Source organism: Paenibacillus sp. 01T442 (assembly GCF_056398345.1).
Genome location: NZ_JBFTPF010000002.1, coordinates 82,240 through 95,646, shown reverse-complemented (window position 1 = coordinate 95,646; position 13,407 = coordinate 82,240). Strand labels below are relative to the sequence as shown.

Genomic DNA, 13,407 nt, shown 5'->3' with positions numbered 1-13,407 from the left:
TGAAAAGAAAAAGCCAGTCCCCGAAGGACTGACTTTCAATTATTCATATACGTCTGTAGCTGCGTGGGAGTCGGCCTGTATTGTTAATAAAACCAATCTGAGCAGCCGTCAGGCGCTGTTTCGTAGAAATGAACGATGACTACCAATTCGTGTTTAGATGTAGAAACTACAGCTAATTTGCTCGAACTCGACGTATTTTCATGATTTAATGGAAAAAGTCCATCTAATTTGTATGAAACTTGAAGGGACGTGGGAATTGGAGAAATATAGCTACAGGAAATACAGTTAATCTTTCAAATTCGAGAAATCCACTTCAAATAGATGGAGAAAATCCAGTTAGATGGTCGAAGCAAGCTTATTACTCATCGGTTATTACCTGAAAAAGAGTCTGTCTCAAAAAGTCTAAATTGACTTTGAGACAGACTCTTTGTATATAATCCTACTTGGAGAAACTGTAGTCTACTTCACATCATACCCCTTCGCGATGGATGGCTCGATCCATCGCTTTTCAGTATGCTCCCGGCGTAGAATGACGACGCGTTTGGGGTAGACGTCGACGACGAGGCTCTGGCTAAGCGACTTCGTCTCGGGCTCGTTCTGGGCGCTCCATACCTCACGGATGGAGGCGCTCGAAGCAGCAAGAAACTTCAGCTGCTTCACTTGGTTGGTCGTTTCAACGTTCCAGTGGGTGTGCCCACTGAACAAAATGACGTTCGGGTGCGCGTCAAGTATCGCGCGCAGTTCCTGGTGCTGGACGACGCCCAGCTCCAGGTCCGTGCCATCCAGCGTGCGCGGCAGCGGCTGGTGGAGGAACACGAACACGGGCTTGCCGGCATCCGCCGAGCCCGCGGCCGTGAGCCGCTCGCGCAGCCAGCTGAGCTGCGCGGGAGAGAGATACGCATCCTCGTTGATGGATGCGTCCACGTCCCTGTACGCTTCCCCGCTAAGGAACAGGAAGCGATAGCCCTCCACGACAAGCTCGTGATACGGCTTGTCATACCCCATCATGCGGTCGAATAACGCGACCGCATTCGCACTCGACCACGAAGAATTCATCTTCGTGTAATCCATCGTGCCATCCGGCTTGCGCCACACGCCGTAGTAATCGTGGTTGCCCATGGTCGCCTGCACAGGGGCATGGGGCTGGCGGCTAAGCAGCGTCAGCAAACTGCGATAATCGCTCTCACTGCCATTCGTGAGATCACCGTTCAGGACAAGCAGCTTGCTGTCAGGACGCAGCTCATGGTGATCTGCGAGCGCTTGCCGCAGAAGCCGCTGGGAAGCTGAGTCCGACGATAGGATATGAACGTCGCTCATCACCGAGAAGGAAAACAACGGTGCGGCGGTTTGTGGCTCATCTTGTGCAGTAGTTGTTTGTGGCTCATCTTTTGCAGTAGTAGTTTGTGGCTCATCTTGTGCAGCAGCGGTTTGCGGCTCATCTTTTGCATCTGCAGTTTGCGACGCCACTTGCACAGCAGCATGCTGTGACGCGCGAGTAGACTTTATGCTTTCTCCAACAGGGTTAATCAACGCTAACCCCAACAAAACCACGAAACTACTCCGTATGATAGATAGAAACATAGAAAACCTACCTTTCTATTAAGTATGTAGTGATACGCTTGCTCTATGTCTCTCTTTAACCATCTCTATCTCTCTTTAACCAACTCTTGTCCTTTTCTTTACCTCGTCAGGCTCCCAGCCCACGCCCTATTGGTATTCCCCTCTAAGGCAACTATTTAACTACCCAATTTTTGTAACTCGCTTGACATGGAACTTGTTTGGTTGTATGGTTAATTACATGAGTAACTAACCAAAGTAGTAACGAAAGCGGTGGTGAGAATTGTGGGATTTATGATGGATGATAGCCGCCCGATTTTTGTGCAGATCGCAGAACAGATTGAAGATGACATTATCGAATCACGCATGCTGGAAGAATCGCAGGTTCCTTCTACGAATCAATTTGCAGCCTTTTATCAGATCAATCCGGCAACGGCAGCGAAGGGTGTTAACCTGCTAGTGGACCAAAGGATTTTATACAAGAAGCGTGGAATTGGCATGTTTGTAGCGGAGGGAGCGAGGGCTAAGCTGATGGAGAAGCGTAAAGAACTCTTTTATGAGCAATATGTTGTGACGATGGTGAAAGAAGCTGAGAAATTGGGCATAACGGTAGAGCAATTGACGGAAATGGTGCGGAGAGGGGAGAAATCCTAATGATGAACGTTGTTGAGGTAAAAGGACTGACGAAAGCCTATGGCCAAGTTAAGGCTGTTGACGGGGTCAGCTTTACGGTAGAAGCGAACAAAATTTATGGCTTACTCGGCAGAAATGGCGCAGGCAAAACAACCATCATGCATATGATCTCCGCACAGCAGTTCGCGACAAGCGGTGAGCTTAAGGTGTTTGGCGAAGAGCCTTTTGAGAATAGTCGGGTGCTGAACCAGATTTGTTTTATCAAAGAGAGCCAGAAATATCCGGATACATTCCGCATAATTGACGTGCTCGCGGTTGCCAAAACGTTATACCCGAACTGGGATGATGCGTATGCCAACTCGTTAATTGAAGATTTCCGACTTCCGATCAAAAGAAAAATTAAAAAGCTTTCCAGAGGTATGCTCTCCTCGGTGGGGATTGTGGTTGGGCTCGCTAGCCGTGCACCATTGACAATCTTCGATGAGCCATATCTGGGCTTGGATGCTGTAGCACGCGTACTTTTCTATGATCGCTTGCTGCAAGATTACGCAGAGTATCCACGGACCGTCATCCTCTCTACGCATTTGATTGACGAGGTAAGTCGTTTACTGGAGCATGTGCTTGTGATCGATAATGGTAAGTTGATTCTTAATGAAGATGCCGATGCATTACGCGGCCGTGCTTGTACGGTTTCGGGTTTGAAATCAGCGGTAGATGCGTTCACACGGGGGAAAGAGGTGCTGGAGCGCAACGCAATTGGTTCTGCTGCAACGGCGACCATCATCGGTGCCCTCTCGGCGCAGGATCGAGCTTATGCAGAAGAGCTAGGACTCGAATTTGCTCCAGTATCAATTCAGCAATTGATCGTTCATCTGACACGCACGCAAGTGGCGGGAAAGGGGTCTGAATCACTATGAACCGAGTTAAGCAAGTCGTTATGCTCCATCTGAGGAACAAGAACACATGGTTTATGGTTCCATGGGCCATCCTTGGCGCTAATTTTCTAATCAATGCTTTAATTGCTCTCTCACTTAATAACGGTGAAACCATCAATACAGGCGCGGTTGCTTCTATCTTCGTATATGCATTTGTAGCAGGTACGCTGACGATAAAAGAAACGTTCCCGTTCGCCATTGGTCTTAGTATTCGGAGAAAAGATTATTTCTTAGGTACAGCCTTGACTGTCCTTTTGGTAAATAGCATTTCGGGGATTGCCCTAACCATACTTTCGGCCATTGAACAAGCAACAGACGGGTGGAACGTGAATTTGCATCTGTTTAAAATAGGTTTTCTAAGCGATCTACCGTACATCGGTATACTGGGGTTTAATATCCTCGTATTGGTACACTGTTTTTTCCTCGGGTTTGCTATTTCTAGCTTACATCGCCGTTTTGGCAGCATGTCCATGTACATCTTTTTTACAGCGACGCTGCTGATTGGGACAATTGGTTCTTATACGATGACACATTTCGAGCTATGGAGCGATTTTGGCCATTGGGTAGCTGATAATTACATGGATTTGTTCTGGTATATGATCCCGTTGGTCGTTATCTATTCGCTCATTTCCTATGGGTTGCTGCGCAAAGCAGCTGTATAAATACAAACAAAAACGAGCCACAGAAGAGTTCTTCTGATGGCTCGTTTTTTGTTATTTGTGTATGAGATTAAGCTGTAATTTTCGCAATGTAGTCATCCAATTGCTTGAAGGTTCCGCCAAATCCTTCTTCCATAGAACCTTTCATCGAAGCGAAGAACTGAATTTCCTCTTCCGTGGCGTTGATCGGGCCGCCGCTCATGACGATGATCGTTTTGCCATCTTCTTCGGTGAACGTTAATTTATTTAAGATTTCAAGCGGGAAAATAGGGCTGAACGGTGCACGAATTACGTTACCTTCCGTGTCTGCGAAAGAGGTCACATAGGAAAGCTTCTCCGGTGCAACAACTTCTTGATACGCGAATCTGCCAAACATTTCAAAGCCTTCCGGTGACTTCATTCCGTAGTGGAAAAGGCCGCCTGGGCGAACATCCAGTGATACGACCGTCAACTCCATACCCGTTGGCCCCCACCATGCAGCTAAGTGTTCAGGCTCTGTCCATACTTTATAAACAAGCTCGCGAGGTGCGTTAACGATACGTGTAATCACCAATTCTGTACCTTCATGATTCATCTCAAATGTGTTCTGTTGTATCATGTCTAATCCTCCATTATTTAAAATAGTTTATGCCAGCTCAATCACGATTTATTTCGGATCAACTGGCTTGATTTCCTTAACTTGCAGAGCCTCTATATAGGCCTCCATACGATCAAATCGGGTTTCCCACAGGCGCCGGAAGGAACCTAGCCAGTTTTCAATGTCCTGAAGGGACTGCGGCCGCAGTTTATAGACCCTTCGATTCGCTATTGGCTGTACCTCTACGAGCCCTGCTTCACTAAGTACACGCAGATGCTTGGAAACTTGCGGCTGACTAAGGCCGAGCCGATCGACGATCTCCCCTACAGTTAGGGGGCCGTCTCTTAAAAGCTCAACCATGTGCAAGCGATGTGGTTCGGCAAGAGCACTGAATATCGTATTCATGTATTGAATATAACTCAAATGGAATATTCCTGTCAAGGCATATTTAGTKGGGGAATTTATCATCTGGACTCATCTTTTTTACTACGGATATCATCCGTAGGTTTACTATCGTGAACAGAATAAGGTGGAAATATACAAGACAACTCTTATGGTTCTCTCTTATTGTTTCTATGTATCTAGCATTAATTTCATAGGAAATGTATAGAAAGTTTACTTTTAGCCGAGTCTAGTAGCTATAACTCTATTAACTTTTTTAGGAGGAGCTATAGCTATGATGTTTCGTAAAATATGTATATCGACCTTATCCTTAATTGTGTTGCTTGGTTTGTGGTTCATGCAATCGAAGGTGTATTCGTATCCGTCGAGCTTTGAAGATATGTCGATGTCACCAGTCTATGTGGCCTCTTCGAATGAAAGCTCGGATTCTTCGATAGCTGAAACTCCAGCCGCTGCAGTCGAGCAAGCTGCGACAACGTACAAAGTAAGCCGAGGAGATACCCTTTTCAAAATAGCAAAAAGCTTTGAAATCGCCGTCGATGATCTCATTGCTGCTAATTCAATTTCGAATCCAAACCAATTAACGATCGGGCAAAGTCTGACAATCCCGCTTGTCGCTGTAGCCTCTACATCATCGGATGGACAGCCGAAAATTATCAAAAAAGTAATTAATACAACGTTAACCGCATACACTGCGGGTTTTGAATCGACAGGCAAAAAAGCCTCTCATCCTACATACGGCATCACTTATAGCGGTATCAAAGCCAAGGAAGGGCGCACGATTGCTGTAGATCCCGCCGTCATTCCTTTAGGATCCACGGTGTTCATCGAAGGCATTGGCATTCGAAAAGCGGAAGATATCGGATCGGCGATTCGCGGGTCTCGCATTGATGTCTTTATGAATGATTTGGGCGAAGCACAGGAGTTTGGTGTGAAAAAGAACGTGAAGGTGTACGTGTTAGATAGGGAAACCGTGTAGCAGTTAATATGAAGATAGGAAAGACCGACGTCATTGACGTCGGTCTTTCTTTCATTTTCAAGCATATATCTTTGGCTTATTAGTCGGTAAGAGTATGCAGATCCAACCAACCCAGTAAATCAGAAAGGAATTGCTCTCGTCCTAAGTCATCAAAAGGACGATGAAGCATCCTATCGTAAGCGTAGCTCTTTTTATCTTGCGAACCCACCAAGTGCAGGAATTGCTGAAGTTTCGCGGGGGGAGTCAATTTATCTTCTAAGCCATATTGCAGGAGAAGGGGGAGTTGAAACAATTGTGCTTGATTCAAGATTCTTGGAATGGCTTGGCTTAGTCCAAGGCCTAAACCTGGCGTTACGGTACTATGACGCAAAGGATCTGATTGCAGCTTCGCCGCCATGTCGGGATCTTGTGTTAATCCATCGACACTGCCTGATTTTTGAATGGTGAGTTGTGGTCTTATTTTCCCTAGAAGTTTAATGAGCCAGCTCTCAAAGGTCGTCATTTCATACGAAATCGCGGGAGCTACCAAAACGAGTCCATTAATCCCCGTGCCCCGATCGAGCACATAGTCCGCACTAATCACGCCACCCATACTGTGACCAATGATAAAGAGAGGCAATTCAGGATTTTCAGATAGGACGAGTTCTCTAAATAGATGCAGATCTCCTTTGTATTCATCCCACGAGCGTATAAATCCACGAATACCGGGGCTTTGCCCATGACCGCGCGAATCAGCCGAATAGACGATATACCCACCCTGTACGAGTGCGTTACACATATTGACTAATCCACCGCTGTGGTCGCCGTGACCATGGACAGCAATAATGGCGCCTTTGACTGGTACTTCTGACGGAGTGGCTCTTCTATAGAAAAGTCCAACCCCACCAATTCCCTGAAAAGTTCCCTCCGAGATGTTCACAAGAGAATCCTCCTTACGCAATAAAGCGAGATAGTTCAAACTAGCCCTTATTTTACCATACTTCCAAAATGACACTCACGATAATTTTAGCCATGCCATCAAGGGGAATGCCTGTCTATCATAGGTCGTAGACCCACCCCGACTAAGGTCTAGGAGTAAATACCGTCCACGGTCCGTTTTGGAAAGCCGCGATTTTACCTAGAATAAAGACATGAAGAAGACGACGACAAACAACGAAAGGCGGTGACGAAACGATGAAAAGAAATACAGGATTTGCCGCTCTGCTAATCGCATTCGGCGCACTGATTTTATTCAATAAGCTAGGTTTTCACTTAGGAGACTTTATTGGCTCGGTGATGGGATATGTAATTCCCCTCATTATGGTTGGACTGGGGTACCTAGGAATTAAGAACGATAAGAAAATAGGATGGGTAATTGCTGGTATCGGGATTATCATTCTAGTAAGTAAGCTAGCAGGTTGGATCATTATCCTTCTGGCAATCGGATTAATCGGATATGGATTTTCCATGTTGAAAGGAAGAACGGCTTAACGTAAGCAGTAAGAGAATCGAATACAGAGTGTGAAAAAGGTGGAGTGAAGATGAGCCTATTTAGGCGGATGAGAGATATAACCGTGGCAACTTTGAATGAGCATTTAGAGAAGTCGGAAGATCCGGTACGCTTGATTGACCAATACTTAGCGGCCCAACGTGAGCAGCTACTGCAGTCAGAAAGATTGTATCAGCAATGCGTAAGTCATGCAGCATCACTTCGGCAGCAATATTTAACCGCATTAGAGACGAAAGAAAAGCGCGAGCATCAAGCGCTGCTGGCTTTGAAGGCTGGCGAAGAGCACATGGCACGAATCGTGCTGCAAGAGAAGTTGCAAGCGGAAGAGAAAAGCGTGCAATATCATGATCTTTATGAGCAAGCGAAGCAGTCCATCCTTGAGCTTGATGAGGAGCTGCAACAACTGAAGGCGGATTACAAAGAAGTCGCAGACAAACGAAGCTACTACTTGGCTCGTATGGAGTCCGCTCGCTTGCAGCAGCGCATGCATGCTCGCAGCAGTGTCACACAAGATGGGGCACCGCGGATGTTCGGCCGATTGGAAGAGCGCGTATCCGATATGGAGCTGCACGCCAGGACGCTTCGCGACGTAAGGAAGATGGGTCGCGAAAGCTACTACAGTGGGGGTAACCCAGCTGTAGATGCGGAAATGGAAGCACTTCGCAATAGACTGAAACAGGAGGGAACACAGGATCATGAACAAACTATACCGCTCACGAAGAGATAAGAAATTAACGGGCCTATGCGGGGGACTTGCAGAAGCCATGAATGTAGATGTCACACTATTACGTTTACTAGTCGTGATCACCACGTTTTTTACCGGAGGCACCGTCATTTTCGTCTACTTTGTAGCGGCGATTGTCATTCCGAAGGAACCTGGGTTTGATCAGCCCCCATTTGATCCCTATGCAAGCTCGTATGGTCGTCAAAACTATCCAGGGGGAGCATGGAATCATCATAAATCCCATAACCACCACCAAGCGCCACAACCGACTAGCAAGTATGCTTCATATGAAGCTAGCCAACCAACGAACAACATCGATGAGATGATGAAAGACATTGAGAAGAAAGCTTTGCAAAGAGAAGTGGACGAACTAAGAGCCAAAGTCGCTCGTTTTGAAAAACAAACATTGGATAGTAAAAAAGGAGACGTGTAAACCATGGGTGTATTCACAAGAATGAAAGATATGACGAAAGCTTCAATTCACGAGGTATTAGATAAAATTGAGGATCCAATCGTAATGTTGAACCAATATCTGCGCGATATGGAGCAAGAAATTGCCCAGGCGGAAGTAACGGTTGCTCGCCAAATCGCAAGTGAGCGCAAGCTGAAGCAGCGCCTTGAAGAGTCCGTTCGCTTAGTAGCTGATCGTGAAGCGAAAGCTTCCGCTGCCATCAAAAACGGCCAAGAAGCCATTGCTCGTCAAGCAGTTGAAGAAAAGTTGTACCACGAAGATAAAATTGTTGAGTACTCAGATCTTCACGCTTCTGCGAAAGCACATGCCGATGAGTTGACGCAGCAATTGCACGAGATGAAAGATGAATTCTACAAAATGCGCAACAAACGCAACGAGCTTGTATCCCGTGCTCAATTAGCGAAAGCAAAGAAACAAATGGCGCAAGTATCCTACAACGGTGTGATCGAAAGCGGCAACGCATCCCGCGGCTTCCAGCGCATGGAAGAGAAGATCATTCAGCTTGAAGTTGAAGCTGAGATCGCTCGCAAGCCATACGTACCCGCTGGTGGGGTTGGCAGCTACACGCCGATCGACACAGCGAAGCAGGCTAAAGTAGATGAGCAGTTGAACCTGCTCAAAGAGAAATTGAACGGTCCAGCTGCTGAGTAGCAGCTTGGGTAGTGAAGTGCGGAAGCCCCTCCTGGTGAGGGGCTTTTTGCTGTGTTTGGGGGTGGTGCGGAACTCCTCAACACCAACAGCACGCCCTCACACCAAATGCCAATAACCCCTCCAGCCAGGCAAAGAACACTAGTCAATTAACAAGCGATCTCTACCAGTTAGTCCGCCTACCTGCGACCCATTGGATAAATCCAGTAGAATGCTCTCTCAAGTGGCTCAAAAGTGGATTAGATTGGACAAATCCACTCAAAATTCAAAAATAGCCCCTTTTTAACACCAAAACAGGTTATCCCACTGGATTTATCCAATGCAGGGATGAAATCTCCGCTTATTTTACTCATCCCATTGGATTTGTGTAATGGAGCTCGCCGTTCGGCGCCCAGCGCACGATGAGCCTGTCTCTCCCACCATGCGCAGACTGGTCTCGGAGTCAGCGCACGACGTCCTGTGCCCCACACTTAGCTCGAACCCCATGCTCGAATCAGAAGATTTTCAACGTTTTTGAAGAGATTTATCCACTCTCATTCCAACTTCTGGCAGGTAGAATGAACTCATGAACAAGGGACATGACGAACTGGGGTACGAGGTGAGATCGACGATGAGTGAGGAAGTTTTGCTCAGGATGGAAGGGATTGAGAAGCATTTTCCTGGTGTTCATGCGCTGCATCAGTGTCAGTTGGCGTTAGCTGCTGGTGAGGTGCACGCGCTAGTCGGTGAGAATGGGGCAGGGAAATCAACGTTGATGAAAATTGCCACGGGTGTGTACCAGAAAGACGAAGGCCGCATCTTGGTGAAGGGCAAGGAAGTGAATATCCCCCATACCAGAGCAGCGCAGCAACTGGGTATTTCGATGATTCACCAAGAGTTGAACCTGATGCCGGATTTGACGATAGCACAGAACATCTTCATCGGCCGCGAGCCGAGGCACAGCATCAAGCTATTCGTCGATGAGCGCAAGTTGAACGAGCAAGCGCAACTGCTCCTCGATCAGATGAACCTACAGCTAGATCCGCGAACGCTGGTTGCGGACTTGACGGTCGCGAAGCAGCAGATGGTGGAGATAGCGAAGGCGCTATCCTTTCAATCCGAGGTGCTGATCATGGATGAGCCGACAGCGGCGCTAACGCACGCGGAAATAGAGGAGCTGTTTCGCATCATCAACCAGCTGCGCGCAAGAGGCGTTGGAATCGTCTATATCTCTCACCGGATGGAAGAATTGAAGCGCATCAGCGACCGCATCACCGTCATGCGTGACGGCCGTTATATCGATACGGTGCAGACGCAGACGACAACCATCGATCAGATTATCGCGATGATGGTAGGGCGCGAGCTCTACGTCAGCCCGAATCAACAAACGACGACCGCCTCTAAGGCGAAGGTGCTGGAGGTTTCCAAGCTAAACCGCGGCTCGGCGGTGAAGGATGTGTCCTTCCATCTGGCCAAAGGCGAGATCCTCGGCTTCGCTGGCCTTATGGGAGCGGGGCGCACGGAGGTGGCGCGGGCGGTTTTTGGCGCAGACGCCATCGATTCTGGCGACATCCGCATCCACGGACAGCAGGTCCGTATTCAAACGCCGCATGACGCGGTGAGGCACGGTATCGGCTACTTGTCCGAGGACCGCAAGCGCTACGGGCTCATGGTGGACATGGATGTGAAAATGAACATCGCCTTGGCCTCTTACCGAAAAGCGCGGCGACTTGGCTGGATGCGTGACGGTGTTATCGCTCAAACAGCTAAACACTATGTGGAAGCGCTTCAAATMAAAACGCCGACCATCCACCAGCAGGTGAAATTCCTATCTGGCGGTAACCAACAGAAGGTTGTTATCGGCAAATGGCTGCACCGCAACTGCGATATTCTGATTTTCGATGAACCGACGCGGGGGATTGATGTGGGAGCCAAAACAGAGATTTACAAGCTGCTCGATGATCTCGCGGCACAGGGGAAATCGATCATTATGATCTCCTCGGAGCTGCCAGAAATATTACGTATGAGTCATCGCATCATGGTCATGTGCGAAGGTCGCATTACCGGTGAACTCACGCAGCAAGAAGCAACACAGGAAGCCATTATGAAATTCGCCACGATGCGGATCAGTTAGGAGGAGCCAGATGTCAACACGATTAGCACATGCCTACAAGAAAACCATTCCCACCTTGTCCAAACAAAGCGGGGCTGCACAGAAGCTACTGGCGTTCGCCAGCTTGATCATGCTCGTACTTATTTTTTCCATATCATCGAGCAACTTTTTCCAATTCGATAACCTAGTCGCGATCATGCTTTCCACCGCCGTTATTGGCGTTCTAGCCTTGGGCTCTACGTTCGTTATCATCACTTCCGGGATCGACTTAGCCGTGGGAACGGTCATGACATTCTCCGCCGTGATGGCCGGTGTAATCATCACAACATGGCAGCTGCCTATGCCGCTCGGTATCCTCGGAGGCATACTCGCCGGCGCAATCTGCGGTCTCATTAGCGGACTGCTCGTAGCCAAAATGAAAATTCCGCCCTTCATCGCGACACTCGCCATGATGATGGTGACAAAGGGCTTATCGCTAGTTATTTCAGGTGCGAAGCCGATTTATTTTAACGACACACCCGCATTTACGAAGATTTCAATGGGCTCGATCATCAGTGGCATTCCGAACGCGATTCTCATCTTCTTCGGAGCCGCGATTGTGGCCAGCATTATTTTAACCAAAACGATCATCGGCCGTTACAACTTTGCCTTAGGAAGCAACGAAGAGTCTACAAGACTCTCCGGTGTTAACGTGGACTACTGGAAAATCGTGATTTACACACTGACAGGTGTGTTCAGCGGAATTGCCGGCATTATGATGGCCTCCAGGCTCAACTCTGCACAGCCCGCACTCGGATCCGGTTATGAATTGGAAGCGATTGCAGCTGTTGTTATCGGGGGAACATCCCTCAGCGGGGGCAAGGGCTCCATCCTTGGAACGGTCATCGGGGCGCTGATCATGAGCGTGTTGACGAATGGACTGCGGATTTTATCCGTGAAGCAAGAGTGGCAGACGGTCATCGTAGGTATCGTGATTGTGTTGGCAGTTTACGCTGATATGATGCGCCGTCGCAAGAAATAACCTTGGTATTTACTCCATTTGGAGTCCTATACAAACCAAACCAAATTAGGAATAAGGGGCGATCAACCGTGCAAAAACGGACTAAGAAATTGGCAGTAGCGTCATCGTTAATCTTGCTATCCGCTATCGTTTTGAGTGCATGTGGTTCCACTTCTACGAAAACAGCAACATCAACAGCAGGAACAACGACAACAACTGTGAAATCAGATAAGATCTACATTCCTGTCATCTCCAAGGGCTTCCAGCATCAGTTCTGGCAAGCGGTGAAGCAAGGTGCTGAGAAAGCAGCGAAGGAATTCAATGTAGAGATTACGTTTGAAGGTCCTGAGACGGAAACGCAAGTGGATAAGCAAATCGAAATGCTGCAAGCGGCACTGGGCAAAAAGCCTGCGGCTATCGCTTTCGCTGCACTTGACAGCAAAGCAGCGTCACCGCTGCTAGAGAAAGCGAAAGCGGGCAAAATCCCGATTATCGGTTTCGACTCTGGTGTCGATAGCGATATTCCGGTAACGACTGCCGCTACGGATAATAAAGCCGCTGCTTCACTGGCTGCTGATAAAATGGCTTCACTCATTGGGAACGAGGGCGAGATTGCACTGGTTGTTCATGATCAAACGAGCCGTACGGGCGTTGATCGCCGCGACGGCTTTGTGAACCAGATTAAAGCGAAATACCCGAACATCAAAATTGTAGATACACAATACAGTGGTGATCCACTGAAAGCAACAGACTTGTCTAAAGCGATCATCCAAGCTCACCCGAATATCAAAGGAATTTTCGGTTCTAACGAAGGTGCAGCTATTGGGGTTATTAACGGGATTACAGAAAGTAAAAAAGACGGCAAAATCGTCGTTATCGGCTTCGACTCTGGTAAACAACAAATGGATGCGATCCGCAGCGGTAAAATGGCTGGAGCGATTACGCAAGATCCGATCGGCATCGGCTATTGGTCCGTGAAAGCGGCTGTGCAAGCGATCAAAGGCGAAACAGTCCCGAAAAATATCGACACAGGCTTCCACTGGTATGACAAAACAAACATTGATGCAGCGGATATCAAGCCGCTATTATACGAATAAAAGCTTCTAATAAAAAGCATCGTTCACGTTAACATGGTGAATGATGCTTTTTTGTCTGCGTAGTTAAGCGCTCGGGATGATTGTTGATTCATACTTGTTAAAGTGTAGAATTAAATTTAAAATCTGACAGAGATCCATACATC

General features: G+C 47.7%; 15 protein-coding genes. 11 read left to right on the top strand and 4 right to left on the bottom strand.

Translation table 11 applies throughout. The features are described from left to right. Nucleotides 1-459 precede the first annotated feature (459 nt). On the bottom strand, nucleotides 460-1,581 hold the full coding sequence (locus AC1DLM_RS03285) for a metallophosphoesterase family protein (protein ID WP_477569115.1): 1,122 nt from the start codon (nucleotides 1,579-1,581) through the stop codon (nucleotides 460-462). A 261-nt stretch (nucleotides 1,582-1,842) separates the two neighbouring features. Here AC1DLM_RS03285 and AC1DLM_RS03280 point away from each other — a divergent pair, with 261 nt between their 5' ends. From AC1DLM_RS03280 to AC1DLM_RS03270, 3 genes are read left to right on the top strand one after another with little or no spacing between them, the layout of a single operon-like run. Then, nucleotides 1,843-2,211, top strand: a complete 369-nt coding sequence (locus AC1DLM_RS03280) for a GntR family transcriptional regulator (RefSeq protein WP_477569114.1) — start codon at nucleotides 1,843-1,845, stop codon at nucleotides 2,209-2,211. Then, entirely contained in the window at nucleotides 2,211-3,107 is an 897-nt protein-coding gene (locus AC1DLM_RS03275; protein WP_477569113.1) for an ABC transporter ATP-binding protein, read from the top strand. The genes AC1DLM_RS03280 and AC1DLM_RS03275 overlap by 1 nt, the downstream gene beginning before the upstream one ends. Further along, a complete protein-coding gene (locus tag AC1DLM_RS03270; protein WP_477569112.1) occupies nucleotides 3,104-3,787 on the top strand; it encodes a hypothetical protein in 684 nt (227 codons plus the stop codon). Before AC1DLM_RS03275 ends, AC1DLM_RS03270 begins: the two co-directional genes overlap by 4 nt. Nucleotides 3,788-3,854: 67 nt before the next feature. On the opposite strand, the gene AC1DLM_RS03265 is transcribed toward AC1DLM_RS03270, so the two are convergent. Both AC1DLM_RS03265 and AC1DLM_RS03260 read right to left on the bottom strand, forming a co-directional pair. Then, a complete protein-coding gene (locus AC1DLM_RS03265; protein ID WP_477569111.1) occupies nucleotides 3,855-4,382 on the bottom strand; it encodes an SRPBCC family protein in 528 nt (175 codons plus the stop codon). 48 nt (nucleotides 4,383-4,430) lie between these two features. Continuing rightward, the gene (locus AC1DLM_RS03260; RefSeq protein WP_477569210.1) at nucleotides 4,431-4,766 is read right to left on the bottom strand and encodes an ArsR/SmtB family transcription factor; all 336 of its coding nucleotides are present in this window, start codon (nucleotides 4,764-4,766) and stop codon (nucleotides 4,431-4,433) included. A gap of 271 nt (nucleotides 4,767-5,037) precedes the next feature. Here AC1DLM_RS03260 and AC1DLM_RS03255 point away from each other — a divergent pair, with 271 nt between their 5' ends. Next, complete coding sequence (locus AC1DLM_RS03255; RefSeq protein WP_477569110.1) at nucleotides 5,038-5,742, top strand: 3D domain-containing protein; 705 nt, start codon at nucleotides 5,038-5,040, stop codon at nucleotides 5,740-5,742. Nucleotides 5,743-5,821: 79 nt separating this feature from the next. Here the strand turns inward: AC1DLM_RS03255 and AC1DLM_RS03250 are convergent, their stop codons facing one another. Further along, complete coding sequence (locus tag AC1DLM_RS03250; protein ID WP_477569109.1) at nucleotides 5,822-6,661, bottom strand: lysophospholipase; 840 nt, start codon at nucleotides 6,659-6,661, stop codon at nucleotides 5,822-5,824. 254 nt (nucleotides 6,662-6,915) lie between these two features. Between AC1DLM_RS03250 and AC1DLM_RS03245 the strand changes: the two genes are divergently transcribed. The 7 genes from AC1DLM_RS03245 to AC1DLM_RS03215 all read left to right on the top strand — a co-directional run bounded on the left by AC1DLM_RS03245 (nucleotide 6,916) and on the right by AC1DLM_RS03215 (nucleotide 13,264). After that, nucleotides 6,916-7,212, top strand: coding sequence for a LiaF transmembrane domain-containing protein (locus AC1DLM_RS03245; RefSeq protein ID WP_056617426.1), 297 nt, complete (start codon nucleotides 6,916-6,918; stop codon nucleotides 7,210-7,212). 50 nt (nucleotides 7,213-7,262) lie between these two features. Further along, a complete protein-coding gene (locus AC1DLM_RS03240) occupies nucleotides 7,263-7,958 on the top strand; it encodes a PspA/IM30 family protein (RefSeq protein WP_477569108.1) in 696 nt (231 codons plus the stop codon). Next, on the top strand, nucleotides 7,927-8,388 hold the full coding sequence (locus AC1DLM_RS03235) for a PspC domain-containing protein (protein WP_436245140.1): 462 nt from the start codon (nucleotides 7,927-7,929) through the stop codon (nucleotides 8,386-8,388). The genes AC1DLM_RS03240 and AC1DLM_RS03235 overlap by 32 nt, the downstream gene beginning before the upstream one ends. A 3-nt stretch (nucleotides 8,389-8,391) precedes the next feature. Continuing rightward, on the top strand, nucleotides 8,392-9,078 hold the full coding sequence (locus AC1DLM_RS03230; protein WP_441990802.1) for a PspA/IM30 family protein: 687 nt from the start codon (nucleotides 8,392-8,394) through the stop codon (nucleotides 9,076-9,078). A gap of 607 nt (nucleotides 9,079-9,685) precedes the next feature. Then, nucleotides 9,686-11,188 carry a sugar ABC transporter ATP-binding protein gene (locus AC1DLM_RS03225; RefSeq protein ID WP_477569107.1) on the top strand — a complete coding sequence of 501 codons (1,503 nt, stop codon included), beginning with the start codon at nucleotides 9,686-9,688 and terminating at the stop codon, nucleotides 11,186-11,188. Between the two features lie 10 nt (nucleotides 11,189-11,198). Continuing rightward, nucleotides 11,199-12,188, top strand: coding sequence for an ABC transporter permease (locus AC1DLM_RS03220; protein WP_477569106.1), 990 nt, complete (start codon nucleotides 11,199-11,201; stop codon nucleotides 12,186-12,188). A 68-nt stretch (nucleotides 12,189-12,256) separates the two neighbouring features. Then, a complete protein-coding gene (locus tag AC1DLM_RS03215; protein WP_477569105.1) occupies nucleotides 12,257-13,264 on the top strand; it encodes a substrate-binding domain-containing protein in 1,008 nt (335 codons plus the stop codon). Nucleotides 13,265-13,407: the final 143 nt, after the last annotated feature.